General features: G+C 68.5%; 15 protein-coding genes and 1 pseudogene. 6 read left to right on the top strand and 10 right to left on the bottom strand.

The annotated features are described in order from the left end of the window. Complete coding sequence (locus FKN01_RS27655) at positions 1-492, top strand: Imm1 family immunity protein (protein WP_143625270.1); 492 nt, start codon at positions 1-3, stop codon at positions 490-492. A gap of 315 nt (positions 493-807) precedes the next feature. Here the strand turns inward: FKN01_RS27655 and FKN01_RS33740 are convergent, their stop codons facing one another. The 4 genes from FKN01_RS33740 to FKN01_RS27635 form a co-directional block, all read right to left on the bottom strand. Continuing rightward, positions 808-1,056, bottom strand: coding sequence for an integrase core domain-containing protein (locus tag FKN01_RS33740; RefSeq protein ID WP_221939383.1), 249 nt, complete (start codon positions 1,054-1,056; stop codon positions 808-810). Between the two features lie 199 nt (positions 1,057-1,255). Beyond that, positions 1,256-1,969: an IS3 family transposase gene (locus FKN01_RS27645; RefSeq protein WP_260697039.1), complete on the bottom strand. Its 714-nt coding sequence runs from the start codon at positions 1,967-1,969 to the stop codon at positions 1,256-1,258. 73 nt (positions 1,970-2,042) lie between these two features. Continuing rightward, a complete protein-coding gene (locus FKN01_RS27640) occupies positions 2,043-2,324 on the bottom strand; it encodes a hypothetical protein (RefSeq protein WP_398933292.1) in 282 nt (93 codons plus the stop codon). Between the two features lie 127 nt (positions 2,325-2,451). Further along, positions 2,452-4,314, bottom strand: a complete 1,863-nt coding sequence (locus FKN01_RS27635; RefSeq protein ID WP_398933303.1) for a SpoIIE family protein phosphatase — start codon at positions 4,312-4,314, stop codon at positions 2,452-2,454. A gap of 1,347 nt (positions 4,315-5,661) precedes the next feature. Between FKN01_RS27635 and FKN01_RS33735 the strand changes: the two genes are divergently transcribed. Then, on the top strand, positions 5,662-5,832 hold the full coding sequence (locus FKN01_RS33735) for a hypothetical protein (RefSeq protein WP_398933290.1): 171 nt from the start codon (positions 5,662-5,664) through the stop codon (positions 5,830-5,832). A gap of 853 nt (positions 5,833-6,685) precedes the next feature. Next, complete coding sequence (locus FKN01_RS32675; RefSeq protein WP_185993012.1) at positions 6,686-7,840, top strand: GIY-YIG nuclease family protein; 1,155 nt, start codon at positions 6,686-6,688, stop codon at positions 7,838-7,840. A gap of 57 nt (positions 7,841-7,897) precedes the next feature. Here the strand turns inward: FKN01_RS32675 and FKN01_RS27610 are convergent, their stop codons facing one another. Continuing rightward, entirely contained in the window at positions 7,898-11,401 is a 3,504-nt protein-coding gene (locus tag FKN01_RS27610; protein WP_143625266.1) for a DEAD/DEAH box helicase, read from the bottom strand. Further along, positions 11,386-12,303 carry a hypothetical protein gene (locus FKN01_RS27605; RefSeq protein WP_260697031.1) on the bottom strand — a complete coding sequence of 306 codons (918 nt, stop codon included), beginning with the start codon at positions 12,301-12,303 and terminating at the stop codon, positions 11,386-11,388. Before FKN01_RS27605 ends, FKN01_RS27610 begins: the two co-directional genes overlap by 16 nt. 722 nt (positions 12,304-13,025) lie before the next feature. Between FKN01_RS27605 and FKN01_RS27595 the strand changes: the two genes are divergently transcribed. Next, positions 13,026-13,250 (top strand): hypothetical protein, encoded by a 225-nt coding sequence (locus FKN01_RS27595; protein WP_143625264.1) that lies wholly within the window; start codon positions 13,026-13,028, stop codon positions 13,248-13,250. A gap of 226 nt (positions 13,251-13,476) precedes the next feature. On the opposite strand, the gene FKN01_RS27590 is transcribed toward FKN01_RS27595, so the two are convergent. Continuing rightward, the gene (locus FKN01_RS27590; RefSeq protein WP_185993009.1) at positions 13,477-14,814 is read right to left on the bottom strand and encodes an RNA-guided endonuclease TnpB family protein; all 1,338 of its coding nucleotides are present in this window, start codon (positions 14,812-14,814) and stop codon (positions 13,477-13,479) included. 557 nt (positions 14,815-15,371) lie between these two features. Here FKN01_RS27590 and FKN01_RS27585 point away from each other — a divergent pair. Continuing rightward, entirely contained in the window at positions 15,372-16,481 is a 1,110-nt protein-coding gene (locus FKN01_RS27585; protein WP_260697030.1) for an ABC transporter ATP-binding protein, read from the top strand. 456 nt (positions 16,482-16,937) lie between these two features. Here FKN01_RS27585 and FKN01_RS32670 read toward each other — a convergent pair whose 3' ends face one another. After that, positions 16,938-17,075, bottom strand: a complete 138-nt coding sequence (locus tag FKN01_RS32670) for a hypothetical protein (protein ID WP_185993008.1) — start codon at positions 17,073-17,075, stop codon at positions 16,938-16,940. A gap of 133 nt (positions 17,076-17,208) precedes the next feature. Between FKN01_RS32670 and FKN01_RS27580 the strand changes: the two genes are divergently transcribed. Next, entirely contained in the window at positions 17,209-17,496 is a 288-nt protein-coding gene (locus FKN01_RS27580) for a hypothetical protein (protein ID WP_260697029.1), read from the top strand. 154 nt (positions 17,497-17,650) lie between these two features. Here FKN01_RS27580 and FKN01_RS27575 read toward each other — a convergent pair. Both FKN01_RS27575 and FKN01_RS27570 read right to left on the bottom strand, forming a co-directional pair. Continuing rightward, positions 17,651-17,901: pseudogene (locus FKN01_RS27575) on the bottom strand (hypothetical protein); the annotation flags it as partial. Between the two features lie 55 nt (positions 17,902-17,956). Beyond that, on the bottom strand, positions 17,957-18,559 hold the full coding sequence (locus tag FKN01_RS27570; protein ID WP_143625260.1) for a hypothetical protein: 603 nt from the start codon (positions 18,557-18,559) through the stop codon (positions 17,957-17,959). Positions 18,560-18,631: the final 72 nt, after the last annotated feature.

The raw sequence follows: 18,631 nt of genomic DNA, 5'->3' as shown, positions 1-18,631 counted from the left end.
GTGATCGTTAGTGGGCGCGGGAAGTATGCTCGGACTGAGCGAGAAGTGCAACATCTAATTCACGAGGTGATGACAGATCTTGCGCAGCGGCAGATCGATCCCAGCGGTTATGAAACCGTTCCCGAGCGCGCCGTTCTCTGTATCGTCGAAGATGACCACGAAGAGCGCTCCAACCGGTGGTCCGCCGATAATTGCCTGTATGTGTCGGTAGACATTGAAAGTGGCTACGGGGCCTTGAGGTGGTGGGGCAAAAGAAGGCCGACAAGTCGGGCGTCAGCTTCGATCTTCGATTCTGTCTGGACTTCGCTCAACTCGAGTCCGCCTGCCACTGATCCACTGCTGATCATGGATCCCGGTGCCGGTGATTGTTACCCACGTACGGCCGCTATCCCTGTTCCTCGGGTGCGTGAAGCTCTAGAGGAATTTTGCGGGCTTCGTACGGGAGAGAGGCCAGAATGCATCGAATGGCAATTGCTTGATCAGACGTACTGAGCGTATGGCCTACGAGTATTGGTGACGCGTGCTCGTACTCGATTATGGTGTAGACCTTCGGTGTGGTGGAGTGGTTTGCGGCGACCACCCGGAGGTCTACACGTTTTCGGCGGGTTAAGGGCTGTCCCATAAGCGATTTTCGACCGGTTGCGGCAGCGCCTCGCGCGCGGGCGACTGGGCCCCTGATGGCAGGGTGATCGCCCCGACGATTCTGGGGCCATGTCCGTGCACACGCCTTCTGACTACCTCGAACTGGCGCATGCCAAGAGCGACAGCGCCCTATTGAAGCCCTCCGTGATCTTGGACATTCGATGGTTATGCCGCGAGGGCGTGTCGGTGTCGCTGCCGGGTCTCGGCCGGGGTGAGGTTACCGAAGACCCTGTGTCTGCGCAGACGGCGGCGGTTGTAGAACGTCTCGATGAAGTCGAAGACGTCGGCTCGGGCAGTGGTCCGGTCGGGCCAGACGCGGGTGCCGATCTCTTCTTTGAGCAGGGCCCAGAAACTCTCCGCGGCGGCATTGTCGAAACAAGATCCGGTGCGGCCGCAGCTCTGACGAAGACCCAACTGCTGTATCCGACAGCAAAATCGGGACGAGGTGTATTCGCTGCCGCGGTCGCTGTGGATTATGCAGCCGGATTGCAGTCCACCGCGTCCCGTGAGCCATGTCGAGTGCGTCGATGACGAGGTCGGCGCGGTGGTGGTCGGCCATCGAGTAGCCGACGACCTCGCGGGTGGCCAGGTCCAGCCAGCAGGCGAGGTAGATTCAGCCCTCCGTGGTCGGCAGTGCGGTGATGTTGCCGCCCTTGGTGAGGATGTTGTCGGTGAAGCGGGTGATGGTGTCAGCGGCGCCCGGCAGGCTGTTTAGGCACACGCTGTCGGCGTACGGACTTATCTGGCTCTGGCAAGATTTTCGTAGCCGGAGATCGCCCGAAGGTGCCATTGGCACGGGCGGTGAAGAATGATGTATCAGCCCAGGTCCGGCCGGGTTCCCGGCTCGGTCGCGGCGCCATAACGCCATGTCGAGAGCGTCCAGGACAAGCTTGGCCGGCTTGCTGGTGGCCGCGGACCAGCCGACTATCGCCCGGGAGAACACGTCGACGACGAAGGCGACGTAGACGATCCCGGACCAGGTGGCCACGTAGGTGAAATCAGCGACCCACCGCTCGTTCGGCCGGGATGCGGTGAAGTCGCGTTCCAGCAGGTCATCCGCCCTGTCGTGGCCGTCGTCACGAACGGTGGTACGGATGCCACGGCCCCGGCGGACGCCCTGCAGACCGAGGTCGCGCATCAGCCGGGCAACCGTGCAGCGTGCCACCGGTATGCCTTCGCGGTGCAGCTGTCTCCATACCTTCCGCACCCCATAGACGCTGAAGTTGTCGGAGTGGACCCGGCTGATCTGCGTCTTCAGCTCCGCATCCCGCACCGACCGTGCACTGGGCGCCCGCTTCCTGGCGGCGTAGTAGGTGCTCGTCGCGATCTTAGTCCGTGGCTGGTGAGGACTCTGCAGATCGGCTCGACCCCGAATACCTGCCGGTGCTCGTCGATAAACGCTAGGAGCGCTTCGACGGCCGGTCGAGCTCGGCCGCGAAGAAAGCCGAGGCCACCCTGAGGAACTCGTTCGCCCTCCGCAGCTCGGCGTTCTCGGCCTTCAGCCGCTTGATCTCCGCGACCTCCTCCGAGGTCACACCCGGGCGATGGCCGGCGTCGACCTGAGCCTTGCGGACCCAGGTCCGCACCGTCTCGGCGGCACCGATGTCCAGCTTCGCGGCGACCGCCTTCATCGCGGCCCACTCAGTCGGGTAGTTGGGGCGGATCTCCGCGACCATGCGCACCGCACGCTCACGAAGCTCGGCAGGGTAAGGGGAAGGACGGGCCACGAACTCGATCCTCTCTCAGGGAATCGAGCCTCCAACAGACCCGGAGCGGTTCAGGCACGTCCGTAAGGCAAAGGGCATTCATTCATTCTGGCGTCAGACTCATTTCGAACCACACCACTTTGCCGGTCGACAGGCGGATGGCGCCCCAGCGGCGGGCCAGACGGTTGACCAGGAACAGGCCGCGGCCGTTCTCGTCCATGTCCTTGGCTCGGCGCTGCCGGGGCAGCTGCGGGGAGTCGTCGCCGACCTCGCAGCGCAGGGTGTCGGTGCGCAGCAGGCGCAGGGTCACCGGGCGTTCCGCGTACCGCACGGCGTTGGTGACCACCTCGCTGATCAGGAGCTCCACCGAGTCCGAGAGGTCGTCCAGGCCCCAGCGGCCGAGCGCCCTGCGGGCCAGCCGGCGGGCCCGGCCGGGGGCGGACTCGTCCGGCTCCAGGAACCAGTACGCGACGTCGCTCGGCGCGATCCCGTCGAAGCGGGCGGCCAGCAGCGCGATGTCGTCGTCGCGGTCACCCGGGCCGAGCATGTCCAGCACGTTGTCGCAGAGGGCCTCCAACGGCGGGGGCTGGTGCGGGTCTGCCAGGTGGGCTGCGGCGGCGGCGAGCCGTTCCCTCAGCGTTCCGATGCCGATCCATACGTTCCGTGCCCGGGACTTTACCAAGCCATCCGTGTAAAGCAGGAGTGTCGCCCCTGCAGGGGCGTCCAGCTCGACGGCCTCGAAACCGACCCCACCGACCCCGATCGGTGCGCCCGGCGGCAACCGCAGTACCTCGGCCCGTCCGTCGATGTGGAGCAGGACGGGCGGCGGGTGGCCCGCGTTGGCGATAGTGAGGCGGTGCGCGACCGGGTCGTACACCGCGTAGAGGCAGGTAGCCAAGCGGTCGATGCCGAGCCGCTGTACCTGCTCGTCCAGGTGATGCAGCACCTCATGCGGGGGCAGGTCGAGACCGGCCAGTGTCTGGGTCGTGGTGCGGAGCTGGCCCATAATCGCGGCAGAGGTCATGGAGTGGCCCATGACGTCACCGACGACCAGGGCGACCCGACTTCCGGGTAACGGGATCGCGTCGTACCAGTCGCCGCCGACCTGAGCCGACGCGGAGGCAGGGAGGTAGCGGGAGGCGAGCCGGACGCCGGTGGGCTGGGGGAGCGAGTGGGGCAGCATGGTGCGCTGAAGTTCGTCCGCGATGTACGCCTCGCGGCCGAACAAGAGGGCCTTGTCGATGCCGAGTGCTGTTTGGGAAGCGAGTTGGGCGGCGGCCAGTAGATCGTCCAACTCGAAGGCCCCTCGCCCTGACTCGCGTTGGAAGACAACGGTGCCGATCACCCGCCGCCGTCCACGCAGCGGCGCCAGAATCGTATGACGTTCAGTGAGTTCGGTTCGATCGGGGCCCATCAGCTCCGGAAGGGCAGCTTGAGCAACAGCGGAATGCCCGAACACAGGCCGTGCGTCCCGCAGCAGCTCAGCCAGTGCAGTGTTCGTGCGGACCTCGATCGCTTCAGGAATGGGCCTATCGCCTGCTTTAGATACATCAGCGTCACCCTCCCGTTGTTCCACGCGGCGCAGGCGCAGCACGAACGGATTGACCGGCCGCTCCTCGCCGACCGGCAGCGGATCGCGGAGGTAGACGAGTACAGCGTCGGAGAACGTCGGCACACTGGCCCGGCATAGCCCCAGCACGATTTCGTCCAGGCCGATTCCGCGGGAGATACGGCGCGTCGCGGCACCCACGAACCGAAATCGATCTGCGTTCTTACGCGCAACTAGCTCGGCTCCCGCCCCATCAGCGCTGGTGGGCCGGTTGTTCAGGGTTGTTCGGGACAAACCCTCGTCACCGGGGGCCCACCTGGCGACCTCGTGCATCTCAGGATGCACGAACTCCGGCCCGACTTGGTGGGAGTCCGCAAGAGAGCCGCGCCACCCCAGCTCATCAGCAATCTCATCCACGGTGTCATGCTCACGGTCGAGCACGAAGCGGGCGGTCTGGAGCGCTTCATCCACTCGGTCAAGGGTGCTGTCCTCGTCGGACGGGCTGGTGAGCTGTCGGGGAAGTTCGATGTTGGAGGCCGGCTCCGACGAGACGCCGGGGTTACCTGCGGTCCGGAGCTCCTGAATCTCGGCTTCCAGCACGAGAATCCGACGTGCCGCCATGTCCGCGAGGGCCTGAGCCCTTACCCGTTCCGCTTCTGCTCGAGCGAGGTGCAACTGAAGGTCTTCGCGCTGGGCAGTAGCGCGTCCCAGGCGGTGCTCCAGGGGCCCGATGTCCGAGATGCCCGGAGTCGCAGTCAATGCCTCCAGACGCCTAGTTAGGCCAGAAATCTGGGCCTGCGCCTGCCCGAGGAGATTGAAGAGAATAGTGGCGACCTGAAGCGACTGGTTACGAGCGCGCTCGCTGGACTCATACGCCTTGCGGACTCGGTTGAGTTCTTCCAAGGCGCTAAGGGCCCGCTCCTGCGCCTGGAAGACTTCTCGCACGGATACCGCAGGCTCGCCGTCGGGGGCTAGCACGGTGGGCTGAGTCTGGGCTGCCTCCCACAGGGCCCGAGCGGCTTCCATGCGGTGGGACGTCACTGCTAGGGATTCGCTGTGAAAACACGAGTCCGCGACGGCCTCAACCAGGTCCCATGTCAGACCATCGCCAGCGAGCCGTTCGCGCAGTTTCCTCAGCGGGGGAACCACCGCATCGTGGAAGTGATCCGCGACAAGCTTCGCATGCAACTGCGAAACGCTCAGTTCTGCTTCGTCCAGCCATGATCTGACAATACCGATAAGATCATTTATTTCTGTACAAGACCCCCTAGCGGCCGTCCACGGACGGCCTGGCCGCTTCACACCAGTCACCCTCGGTGTCCTTTCAGGGGATGTTCCGAACAACCCAACGTTGTCAGCAGAACAACATCCAACCCAGGCACGCACTCCCGGCGCAGGTACATCATCAAATTGCTCAACGGAGGGCGCACGCCCCCAGTGAATTTCTGACTGGGGGGAGGCATCCAGCCCCCGTCTGACTTCCGCCAGCACCGAGAAACGGAGTACTTCGTGTACAGCAGCCACAAAGCCGATCCGACGACAGCCCGGACCCAGCGGGTTCGCCGTGCAAAGGTCTGGCTTGCGCGCCGACGCCATGCGCTGCTCTCAAGTGCTCTCCGCGGCGCCGCCTATGCCACTGGAGCGGGCCTCGTAGGGCTCGGCTTCTGGTGGCTCCAGCGCCGGTTGTAGGTCAGGTCATTCAGCAGAGCAGGGCGGGAACCAGCCCTGGTGAGTGCTGCGCCAGGCCGACGTCCAGGTAGGTACGTGGTGTGCGACGCCTTCGCACGCCACCACCTTTTCGCCGAAGCCCGCCGCCACCTCGCCTACGCCCTGCGCGGCCGCCCCTACGAGCCCGGCCGGGACGAACGAATCGTGCAGGCGGTCGTAGACGACCTCGCCCGCCCGCCCGCCCGGCCGGACGCGGCCGGAGGATGACCGCCGACCTGCGCGCCCTGTATCAGGGCGACACCGAGGACCAGGCGGTGCTGCGTGCGCTGACCCGCAAACGCACGGCGGCCCCGTACAAGCGGGCCCGGCTCGCCGCCGGAGCACTGGCCGCTCGGTCCGGGCCGCGCGGCGGGCGGAGCGTCTGCGCTCCCGTGCCCGGCCGGGCACGGTCGCCGCGGCGTTGTCCTTCTTGCTCGCCGCGAAGCAGGGCCCTGCCGGGGCGCTTGCGGTGTGGGACGACGAGGCTGGAGACGATGGGCGGCCCGCCGCGCGTGGCGGCGATGTCAGTGGTCGATGGCATCCTCCTGCTGGGCAATGGTGCTGGCGGGAGGTCAGGATGGCGAGGGGACGTCCACGGAAGGATCCGCGGGATCCGGTTGTGATCATGCGGATGGCGGGACTTGAGCCGCTGGACCCCTACCCGGGTGCAGGTATGCCGTGGCGCTGTCGCCACGAGGCGTGCGGGCGGGAGGTGACGCCGCGGCTGGGAAACATTGCCTCCGGCCGGCAGGGCGGCTGCCGGTACTGCGCGGGCAAGGCGCCGATCCCGCCGGAGGAAGCACAAGCCCTGATGCGCACAGCCGGCCTGGAGCCGCTGGAGCCCTACCCCGGGGCGATGAGCCACTGGCGGTGCCGACACGAGGTGTGCGGGCGGGAGGTGAAGGCCCGGTACTCCAACGTGAAGCGCGGCGTCGGGATCTGCCGGTGGTGCGCGCCGAACGCCCGGGTCGACCCCGCAGACGCCGCCGCCCTGATGCGCGCAGCGGGACTGGACCCCCTGGAGCCCTACCCGGGCACAGAGACTCCGTGGCCGTGTCGTTGCACGGCCTGTGGGGCCACTGTGTCGCCGACCCACGGGTCGATCAAGCGCGGCCAGGGTGGCTGTCACCCGTGTGGTCGTAAGAAGGCCGGGGCGGGCATCAGCCAGGCATGGGCCCGCCGGCGGGAGCGGCCCCGCACCGACGGCGAGCAGGCCACCGCCGAACTCCAGACGTTCGGGCTCACACCGCTCGATCGCTATCCCGGCCCGGCCGGGCTGTGGGTCTGCCGGCACGACACCTGCGGCCGCGACGTCGAGATCCGGTTGCAGAACCTGCGCCGCGGCCTACGGGCATGCCGATACTGCTCACCGAAGCCGTGCGGACGTCGTCGCTGGCCGCCGGACGAGGCCGAAGCCCTCATGCGCGCAGCCGGCCTGGAGCCGTTGGAGGCGTATTCCGGCCGCCGCCACACGGCGTGGAGGTGCCGGTGCACCGGCTGCGGGCGGGAGACCTCGCCATCCCTCGGAGGCATCCTGGCAGGGCAAGGGGGGTGTCGGCGCTGTGCCGATTTGAGAGCGGCTGCGGCAAGGAGGACGGACCCTGAGATCGCGGCCGCCGACATGCGCGCGGCCGGACTGGAGCCCCTGGAGCCGTTCGTCACCTCGGTGACGCCGTGGCGGTGCCGGTGCACGGCCTGCGGCGGCGAGGTGACCCCGACGCTCATGAAGATCCGCAGCGGTGGAGGGTGCCGGTTCTGCGCCAGCCACGGATTCGACCTCATCGCCCCTGCCCGCGTCTACGTCATGCAGCATCACCAGCACAGCGCGGTGAAGGTCGGGATCGGCGGCACCGCAGGCCGCAACGAACGGGTCGCCCACCACCGCCGCTCCGGCTGGGTACTCGTTCAGGACTGGCACTTCACCACCGGAGTCGAGGCTCACGCAGTCGAGCAAGCCGTTCTCCAGCACCTGCGCGAAGCCGGCCACGACCCTCATCTCAGCCGGGACATCATGCCGAACGGCTGGACCGAGACTTTCGACGCCAGCCTCGTCACTCCCACCGCTGTCGTCGCGCTCGTCGAGACCACGATCGCCACTCTGGCCGGAACGGTAAGACCGGAGCCCGGGCGGACCATCCTGCGACCTGATCGCTGGAGCGGCCGACCAAGCATCCCTTCTTCCGTGCGACGGACACGGGCCAACAAGGCCGGTCGCGCCCAACTCCCACTCTTCTGACAAAAGCCCGCAGGGCGGGCAGGAGAGGCGCGCCGGCACTCCTTCGGCCTCGGCGCTTCAGGGGCCAGCTCCGGTCAGGGTGGTGACGAGCTGCCCGGATTCAAGGCGGTGGGTGAGGTCGAGGCCGCTGTCGATCATGGTGAGGACGGCGTGATGCCGGGCGGCGGGGATGGTCGCGATCTGGACGCCGTCGCGGCTGATTCTGATGGGCGCCGGCTTTTTCCCCGGGCGCGTCAGGCTGATGGGCCCGTCCACGGCGCCCGGCTCCACCCGTGCGAGAGGGGTGGTCACGGGGCGTCCCTTCAGTAGGTGCTCAAGCGGGTTGGCCGGTGTGCTCACGTAGTCGAGGAGGTCCTCGATCTCGTACGCGTTGGTCTTGTACGCGGTCATCCAGCCGTCGATCTGCTGGTCGGCGAGCCAGCTGCGCAGGCCGCCGGAACTGATGCCGGCATCGGCCGCGGCCAGGCCGATCTCATGGGCCAGACGTCGGGAGGTGATCCCGGAGGTGAGCAAGGTGATTGCCTGCTCGGTATCGACGCCGTGCCGGATGTGCCAGGCCGTGTGCGCGAACAAGCGGGGCGTGGTGGGGGTGAGCAGCGGATGGGTGTTGACGAGGTTGATCAAGGCACCGGCTGTCCAGCTGATCGCGTGCTCGAAGGCCGTGCTGATGCTGCGCACGGCCTGCTCCAGCGGCCGGGGATCGGACGGCTGGCTGTCGGCCATCCAGGTGCGCGCCAGTTCCGGGATGGGGGTGCCGGAAATCCAGTCCCGGATCGCGCCGCTGATCGGCACGTCGACGGCGAGCTTCTTCTTGAAGTCCCAGCATCCCCTCGTTTCGGGCAGTAGCAGGAGGTTGTCGAAGACGCCGTGCTCGGACAGGAAGTCCAGGGTCTGCTCCAGCGGCCACTCGGGTGGCCCGAAGAAGACGCTTATCTCGTCCAGAGCGCCTACGGGGCCCGCTTGGGCGACCAGTTGCTCCGCGAGGTCTTGGGCGACGATGTCGAGCAGGCGCGCAGAGCCGATGCTGGTGCCGGTGCTGGCCCAGCGTCGTGCCGAGACGGGGTCGGTGGTGTCGTAGATGGTGGCGACCTTCTGTGCGAGCGCCATCCAGCGGGCCGGGACCGTTTCGTCAGTGGCCTGCTCCATCGCGAGCAACGAGCGCACCGGTTCCAGTCGGTCGCCGGGTGCGTCGAGGGTCTCAGCATGGGTCTGCAGGACGAGCCACACGAACGCGACGAAGTCGGCCGCGACACTATCCATCACAGCGAACAGGAGGTCATGGAAGAGGCGTAGCTGGCCCTCGGCCTGTTCCAAGGCCCCCAGCGCGTCCGCGCTGAGCAGTTCAGAGGTAACGGTGAGCTGTTCGGAGTCGGGGGTGAGGATGTCGAACTCCGCCGGCCGCGGCGGGTAGGGGCGGGTGAGAATGACCCACCCCTCGCTCTCACGCCCGGCCCGCCCGGCGCGGCCGATGGCGTTGAGTAGTTCCGCAGGACTGAGGCTGCGCTGACCGGCGCGCGCGTAGTCGCCCTCGACCGTGTGATTGATTATGACGGTACGTACCGGGAGGTTGACGCCGTCGGTGAGGATAGTGGTGCTGGCGATGGCCAGCAGGTCTCCTTCGCGAAGCCCTTGCTCGACGGCGTGGAGGACGTCGTCGGGAAGGTCTCCGTGGTGGAAGGCCACGCCATTGCGGGCGCAGGCGACCAGGGGGTGCTGCTCGCCGAGGGTCTCGGACAGGAACTCGGTGAGCGCAGCCGCCTCGGGGCGCACGTCCAGATGCTTGGCCATGGCGGCGGCGGCGCTCCTGGCGAGGGTTTTGCTGGCGACGACCATCAGGACGCTGCCAGCACGGGTCAGGCCGGCGGTGCCGGCGGCGAACACCTCGTAGTCTGCGGGGCCACCGGTGAGCTTGGTGTTCCGGTTCCACTGCCAGGCGTCGCGGGAGGCGTAGGACCGGGTGCCGACATTGGGAGTGGTCAGACCGAAAGTGCGGCTGGCGGCGGTCGGCCGGACATCGAGCCGGGCGGCCACCGGCACATTGGCCCGGGTGGTGGAGGGGTGGTTCTTGCTCGGCTTGCGTGGGATGAGCTCGGCCTGGTCCTTGAGCAGCTGCGGGTACATAAGGCCGTGCATCCGCCGGGGGCCGCGCCAGTCGTCAGTGAAGTACACCTCCTGCGCTGGCTGCGTCGGGTCCAGCCACGACGCCAGGGCGGCCCGGTTGCCGACAGCGGCCGACAGCAGCACGAGCCGGATCTCGGAGCGGGTCCGCAGGAGAGCGAGCAGGCTCTCCAGTACGAAGCCGCGCCGGCCTTGGGTGAGGTGGTGGGCCTCGTCGACGACCACGAGGCTGACGTCGTCCAGGGCTTCGCCCGGGTTGTGGCGGATCATGTGCATGAGCCGTTCCGGGGTTACGACGTCCACGTCCCCGACGAGGGACCCGCTGCCGTCGGCGAGCGGGAAGTCCGGCTGTTCGGCGACCAGCTTGCGTTGCATCAGCCGTAGCCGGCCACGCAGCGCGGCCCGCATCTCCCGGCCGAGACTGCGCATCGGCGACACGTAGACCACACGACCGGGCTTCTGCGCCAGGTGGGAACAGATGACCAACTGGGCCATCAGCGTCTTGCCCGCACTGGTCGGCACGCTGATCAGGCTCCGGCCGGTGCCGGGGGAGACCGGGTTTCCCCGGTCCAGGTTCAACAACTGACGCTGCGGCCGCCACAGGGTCATGACCGGCGGATCGGACACCGCGAACGTCCGGGCCACCGCATCCGGCGTTCCCTCCGGAAGCAGCGTGTACAGGCTGCTGGCGGCCATCTCGCCGCTCAGCCCGAGAAGGTGGGCCGCGACCCACCTCGCGGTCGGATCACCGCGCCCGGCACGCCCGTCCAGCACGCTGCCCAGCAGATCCTGTGCGGCCTGCAGGCGGTCCAGATCACCGAACGAGAGGAACAGACGCAGGAGATGAACCGCCTCGACCACGGCCTCGGCGGGTCCGTACATCGTGCCCGCCAGCGGCTCGTCGTTCATCAGCGCCCGCAGCTCGGCGAACTGGCGGCGCCAGGCGGACAGGGCCCGGTTCAGGTCGGGCCGGTCGAACGCCAGGAACACGACACCGGCCTCCACGGCCAGCGTGTCGAGGTGCGCCGGGAGCGATGAGGCGTAGTCCACCAGGTCCTTGACCTGCCGGTAGACGGCTGTGGCGTTGGGCTCCTGCTCACACCTGCGGTACCCGGCCTGGGCGGCGAAGGCGATCCTCAACCGCTCGTCGGGAGAGTGCCGCTCGTCAGCCAGGGCCAGGTCCATCACGTGCGCGCTGACCGCGAGAGCCTGCCGGGCCCGCACCGGGTCGAACCCCGACGTCTCGGGCTCGACCGCCGCCAGACCGTGCAGAAGCCACGCAGTCGCCAGCACATCGTCCGGGATTTCCTGGTCCCCACGGAAGGCGGCGATCTCCAGATCGGTGATGGCCGCCAGCAGTTCCTGCGCCGAGGGAAGGACGCCGCCGGGGTGGTAGTTGCCCAGGGCGGCGGCGAGTACCGCCGGATCTAGAGTGCGGTCCACACGTACTCCCTCACCTCATGTGCGAAACCCTCAAGATCATCGATCGCCACCACCAAGCCCTGCAGCGCACCGGGGTGCTTGTGGGTGGTGAAGTGCTCGTGCGCGAGGTGGAAGGCCTTGGTCGGGATCGCCGTGGCATTCAGCGCGACGCTCACACCGGCACCTGCCGACTCCTCCTCCTCGACCCACTGCTCGGCCAGACTGCCCACGAACTCCCGGGTGTCATCACGGAGCAGCTTGTCGCCCCGGGAGAGCATCCCCAGGTAGGTCGCCCCCTTGCTGCTGAGCTGCGTCCAGCCCTTGCGGATCGCCCCACCCGGGTCACCAGCCTGCCCGGTGTACTTCTTCATCTCCCACAGACGGAAGGAGAAGCCCCATGCCCCTGCACGCTCCCGGTAGACGACGAGTCCGTCGCTGCCCCCGTCGTTCACGGCGGCCTTCGGCGGTCCGAGGATCTCCACACTGCGCGCCGGATCCTCGGGCAGGTCGCGGAGCAGCAGATACCAGAGCCACTCACCGACGTACCCAGCCAGTCCGTGGTTGCCGTCCTTCTTCGCGGCCACCGCTTCGAAGACGGGTTCCGCGAAGGCCTTCACCAGTACGCGATCCTTCCCGGTCAGCTGCGAGCCGCTCAAAGTGGCTGCGAGCCACTTTCCGTAGGTCGGGGCACGCCCGCCGGTACGTTCCCGCATGATCTCGTCGGCGATGATCCACGCGGCGGCGGCGCGATCCCCGGTGCTCTCGCTGAGGGTCACGACGAGTTCCCAGGGGCACGTCTGATCTTCTCCCTTGGGCTCCCGTTTCACCAGGTCGGCCACCCGCCCACCAACGGCCGTCGCTCGGGTCAGCGCCTGCACGGGCGAAACGTCCGTCACCCGAACCCCCTGCTCGTCCCAGGACACCCACACCGCACCTGATGGGTGCCGAGGGCCGAGGCGGCCCTCGGCCAGTTCACCCTATCGAGTGGTGGCGGTGGGGTGGGGGCTGCAGCAGACATCTTCAAGAGGCGAGGTGTGCTGGTCACCGCGCCGAGGGCTTCCGGCTGGCGCTGCGCGCCGGCGAGCTCGGCGTACGCACACGTGTAGGAGAGCGGCGATTCGAAGTTCCGCCCAAAGCAAGCCGGTTGTCAGCCCCGTACGGTAGAGGGGTACCGGTCCGTACTTGGGCCGCTTCCGGCCGCACCCGTACCCGGTCATGCGACCTGACCGCCCACAGCGCCCCGGCGTCACCGTGCGGCTCGGAGGGATTCGGATGCCTCGGTATCCGGGCCCGAGACCCTGCCGCTCGGGCCTCCGAGGCAGCATCGGCGATGCGAGCGGTCGCTCGCCGTGCCCCGGTCCGGATCGGCGGCGTACTCACCGGGCGGAAGGCCGATTCGCTCGCGGAGCTCGGCCAGCTGCCGGCCGACGGCGCGCATCGCTCGGTGTACAAGGTGCCATGCTGATGGCGAAGTCCCGGCGCCAGAATCCGGAGAACGTCCGCCGCTACTTCAAGCTCTTCCACAGGGCGATCTCCGAGCTGACCTGCCTCCTCGCACCCGGCGACGCACGGCGCTGAGGCACCGGCCTTACGGGCGACCCGGCGCCCGGCGGCCCGCCTCCTGGCCACGCAGGGAGCGATCGGCGTGAGTCGCCGGGCCACCGGGTTGTCGCTGCGGCAGGAAGCGGTCCTGAGCGTGGTGGGGGAGTGGATCGCCGAGCACGGAGAGGGGCCCTCGATCCGGTGGATCGGTGCCAGGGTCGGCCTGTCGAGCACGAGCTCGGTCGCCTACCAGCTCGGGCGCCTGGAGGAGCTCGGGCTCATCAGCCGGACCGGCCGACGCTGGCAGACCTGCCGCTTTCACCCCTGACCCCAGCACCGCGCCCGCGAGCACGAGGCCCGGGAACGCGAGCGCCAGGAAGGCCAAGACCAGGTAGAGACGGCGGGCCTGGGGGTGGCTTACGGCTGCTTCCAGCGGTTGGAGGAGTGTGATGATCTCGCACCTGCCTTCCGGGTCTCCTGATGACGTTCCGTTCGAGCTGTGGGAGGACGAGGAGGAGGCCCTGGCCGCCGCGGAGGCCGCCGTTCACGCAGTCCTAGCGAGCTTCGTTGGCGTCCGGGGCGAGGGCACGGTGCTTGATGTTGTGGGCGGCGCCGATGTCGGCGTGGGTGACGTGTCCGCACCGGGTGCACTCGAAGAGGGAGCGGGTACGGCGGCTCTTGCGGTCGACGTGCCCGCACCGGTGACAGGTCTGCGAGGTGTAGGCAGGGTTGACCGCGGTCACCGTCACGCCGTGCCACTTCGCCTTGTACTCGATCTGACGCCGGATCTTCCCGAACCCGACGTCCAGGATCGCCCGGTTCAACCCCGCCTTCGCCGCCACGTTCCGCCCCGGCGCCTCGATGGTGCCGCGCGCCGTACGGGTCATGTTCTTCACCCGCAGGTCTTCGAGCGCCACGTGCTCGAACTGCGTGACCAACTGCTTGGACAGCAGGTGCTGGGTCGAAGCACGCCGCTGCGCGACCAGCCCCATGAGGTGCGCGACCTGGTCCCGGGCCTCCCGCCACCCCGCGTTCTGACGATGCGCCGGCAGCCCCTTCACATGACGCCGGGCCATCCGCCGCTGCCACTTGTGCAGCTGCCGGCGCGCGTTGTCCAGATGACGTGGGTTGACGAACAGCTGCTCCTTGCCGGCGGCCGTGAGGACCGGCTCCGACGTCGCCGCGAACACCGCCACCCCCAGGTCGACCCCCACCGTCCCGGCCTCTCTCTGCCGACGGGACGGTTGGGCGGGCGGCGGGAGGACGATGCGGACGTTGAACGAGGCCCACCACTGACTGCCCTCACGCGCGACCGTCACCATCTTCACCACCCCGCCCCGGGCCATCGCCCGGGCCAGCCGCCGCGCCGGCCGGTGCAACCGCACGATCAACGCCCGCTGACCGGCCGGGTCCTTCTCCCCACCGATCCGCACATGCCGCAGATCCGACCCCACCAGCCGCACACTCGTCATCCGGAACGAATCCCTACACCGCCCCACCCGCTTCGGCCGCGGATACCCCACCCCCTCCCCGGCACGCCGACCGGAGCTGCGCCAGTTCGCGAACGCCGTATCCGCATCCCGAAACGCCTGCTGACACACGATCGCGTTCACCCCCGCCCACCACCGGAACATCCGCCGATGCTCGCTCTCCCCCTCCCGAAGCGGCCCCGCCAGCGGCTGCTCCCGGACCGCGAGAAAGATCCGCTGCACATCCGACCCCCGCGGCACAAACACCATCGGAGCCCTCCGGTCCGCCTCCTCCCGACTCAGCCCCTCCGACACCAACCGGTCCCGGCCCCGCACCCACCGCTGCTGCGCCTCGTGCTTGAGCCCGTAGGCGAAGTTGAAGCTCGCGCGGGAGGCGTTCGCGTAGCGCTTCAGGACGAGCACCTGCTCGGGGGTGGGGTCCAGTGGCTCGCGGACGACGATGGTCGTGGTGTTCTCGCTGATGGTCATGAGGTGGAGCCTGACATCCACCACTGACAACGATTGCCCTGGAAAGTTTGCTTGTGTCCTTTAAGGCTGAAATCGGAGCATTCAGCTATGTTCGAGTCCTGGCTCCCTCCTTGCGAGGTGGCCTCGTCCCCTGGATGGGGGAGTAGAGCGTCTGTGGACTGCACCAGCCGCATGCGGCAAGGGCAGGAAACCCTCCGCGTTCGGAGACGGAAGCAGGCAGGCCTTGCCCCACACAGGCAGGTCACCGTGGCCGGGAAACCGAGCCACCCGTCCCAACGCGGGCACCTCGCTGTAGCTATAGGGCGTTTGTCGCAATCGGTGAAAGTGGGCACGTCGGCCATGTTCTGAACGCTGCGCTGCAGGCCAGCGAGTGCAGCCCCCGCGCGCAGGGACGGTCCCGAGTCGATGACGACGTATTGGTGTCCGTGGTCGTGCAGCCCCGCACGCGGGGGCGGTCCCCACACCGGGCAGATCGCCCCGGCGGGGGCGTGATGCAGCCCCGCGCGCGCAGGGACGGTCCCCGATTCGTCTCTGGCCGCCTGGAGGCCGAACAGCTCAAGGCGACCCGGCAGGCCCTGGTGGTCCAAGGCGTCGGTGACGCGCTCACCGCGGTGGGCACCGTCGTCACGTGGGCCGTGCTCGTGCTCCTGGTGGCGAGTGGCCGCATGGAGCTCGCGGTCGCGGGGACCGCCGCTTTGGCGGTGCGGACCTCGGGAGCGGCGCTCGCCACGACGGTGCGGGCGGGGGCTCGGCTGTTCCGTACCTCGCTGTCCCTGGGCGACTGGGCCCGTTTCCTGGCCGTGGCCAAGCCGTGGACGACCCGTCGCGGCACCGCGACCGTCGCCGAGGACGGGCCGCAGGTCATCACCGCCGAGGGCGTCTCCTTCACGTATCCCGGTGCCAACGCGCCCGCGCTCGACGGCATCGACCTGGACCTCAAGCGCGGCGTGGTCATCGCCCTCGTGGGCGAGAACGGCGCCGGCAAGAGCACCCTCGCCCGCATCCTGACCGGCCTGTTCCTCCCCACCAGTGGGTCGGTGCGGTGGGACGGGGTGGACCTGGCGGACGCCGACCCGGCCGGAGTGCTCGCCCAGGTCGCGCTCGTCCCGCAGGACTACACCCGCTGGCCCTTGGCCGCCCGCGAGAACATCACCCTCGGCCAGCCCCGCCCCGAAGGCGACACCGCCGTACACCCTGCCGCCGAGGCAGCCGGCGCCGACAGCGTCATCGCCGCCCTCCCACACGGGCTGGACACGTCACTGGCCCGCTCCTGGTGGGGCGGACACGACCTGTCCGGCGGGCAGTGGCAACGCGTCGCGGTCGCCCGAGCCTTCCACCGCGACGCCCCCGTCCTCGTGATGGACGAGCCGACCGCCGCACTCGACGCCCGCGCCGAACACCGGATCTACACCCGCCTCAAGGCCCTCGCTGCAGGCCGGGCCACGGTGTTCATCACACACCGGCTGGCCAACACCCGCCTCGCCGACCGGATCATCGTCCTCGACCAGGGCCGGATCTCGGAAACGGGCACCTACGACGAGCTGATCGACCAGGCCGGAGGCTTCTTCGAGATGCTGAAACTCCAGGAGGACCGGGACTGATCCGGCCCTGCTACCGCGGGCGCGAACCCGTACGCTCCGGGCACCCGGGAGAGGAGGGTGACGGCCCCGCCCGGGTGCCCGGCATGTTCACCGCAACCGCTGGTACTTGTCGTCCTCGCCTCCGACGGGGCGGCCGTCGTCTCTGAGCCGGTCGTTCAGCTCGTCCTCGGTGAGCTCGCTCGTCACGTCCATGGCCCTCATGATGCCAACCGGCCCGTACCCCAGTCAGGGAGCCGGAGCCCGCTCCTCATCCAGGGTGCTGAAGTCGACGCCGAAGCAGGTGTCGAAGGCTTCCGTGGCGATCCCGATCTCGTGAGTGGAGTAGCCCCTGAACCGATTGATGTGCTCGGTCAGGCACGGCGAGATCTCAGACGTCTGCGGGGGCCGCTTCCTCTTCGCCCCGGATGGTCTCGGCGGCGCGCCCTGTGCCAGGCCGACGCTGCCGCCGGGCGCCCGTCAGCGGCTGGTCTGCTGCCGCAGGAAACGGCGCTCCTTGTACCGATGCCACCGCTTTGTGGCGTACGACAGGTCCTCCCGGCAGGCGTCGAGAAACGCGCCCTGCGCCGCCACGAAGAAGACCACATAACATCCCATATCGGGATGAAACATTAGATAAAAACGACCTCTAAGGGCAGCGTGGCCTCCGCACTCATCGGGCGCTACCGGCCCACGGGCGTGCCCCGGCTGGGCAGCAAGGAAGACCGGGCGGAGGCATACCGGCGGCTGCTTGACGCCCTCGACGCACTCGTTCAGCTACGCGTTCCGATTCTCCCACCTGCAGCGCGAGACGAGCCGTGCGCACAAGCTGCTGCTGGGCCAGCTCCTCCAAGCGTGGGAGGTCAGCGGCGAGCTCATCAGCGCGCTGCACGGCGTACGGCTGCGCGGCACCATGCCGGTCATGGCCTCGGCGGAGGAACTGGTCGCCGTGACCAGCGACCTGGAGCTGAACGAGAAGGACGGCGCCCGCTCCCAGCAGCAGGCGGAGGCGGTCCTTGACACAGGCGGTTTCGGCTGACGATCAGGTCGCGGTCAAGGGGGTCGGTGATAGAAGAGTCCGCCCGGTCGCCGCGGCGGCCGGCGCGGTGTGGTGGTGCGTCTGGGATGCGTGCGGCACCGCACCACGGAGCCGCCCCGGCGGCGCGGCCCCGTTCAGAGGGAAGGACCCTCGTCTACGAGGCCTTTTCGTACCTGACCGTGGAGTCGGCGCACGACTCGGCCCGTTCGAGCAGCGCCTTCTGCTCGGCTTCGTCGGCGGACAGCCCCCAGCGCAGCCTCGTGGCGGTCAGTCGACGAGGTAGGTGCAGGCCGCGGATGAGGCGGGCGGCATCCACGTCCCCGGGGCCTGGTCGGACTTCGACCGGTTGGTCTTCGCAGTGACCGCGACCAGCGAGCGCTCGGACGCCAAGTCGTTGGCGTAGGCCGTAGAACAGCCAGCTGCCCCTGGTCAAAGCGCATCGCGCCCCCTGCTCCGGGGCCTACTCCTGTTCAGGACGGCTCAGTAGCCGCCCCCGGACGGCCTGCGTTCGCGAGAAGCGGCCGCGCCGGCTGCGGGGACTTGGCGCCTCCCGCAGCACCTGCGCAATCACCGGAACGGCGTCGCGGCGGGCCATATCCGCAGAAGACCGTGCCGCATTTACACGCTCGACATGCGGCCACGGGTGCCTGAAGTCCAGGAGGGCCGACACGGCGTTTCCTCCTACTTCGTACATGTTGAAGGCAGCGCGGACCGCTGCTGGCGGACCGAGTAGTTCGACGCGCTCCACCGACCGCCACACCTGTCGCCAGGGCTGTGCTACGGCCTCCCTGATCGCAGGAACGATCTCTGTATCCCAATCGTGGCCCCGCTCCTCGGCGCGCCGGTGCCTCTCCTCATCATCAATGACCTCGTTCATCGCCCGCACCGCCGTCTCCCAGTCATCGAGAAGTCGCGCGAATGCCTCTTGACGCTGCCCACGAAGCCACTGCTCGTGCTCAACCTTGGCCTGGTCCGTCACCTGCCGACGGCCAATCAAGAGGCCAACAAACACGCCGCCGAAGCCGATGAGTGCGGCGACTACGGTCCCCCACTGTTCCCACATGGCCGCCATGTTGCCCGAGACCGCATCGGCGGCGAGAGAGAGTGGAGCTGAGACGTTCGGTGCGGCCGCCTC

Source organism: Streptomyces sp. 130 (assembly GCF_007096885.1).
In the GTDB taxonomy this organism is placed as follows: Bacteria; Actinomycetota; Actinomycetes; order Streptomycetales; family Streptomycetaceae; genus Streptomyces.
The sequence above is the reverse complement of the archived record's forward strand: the minus strand, read 5'-3'. Positions and strand labels throughout refer to the sequence as shown.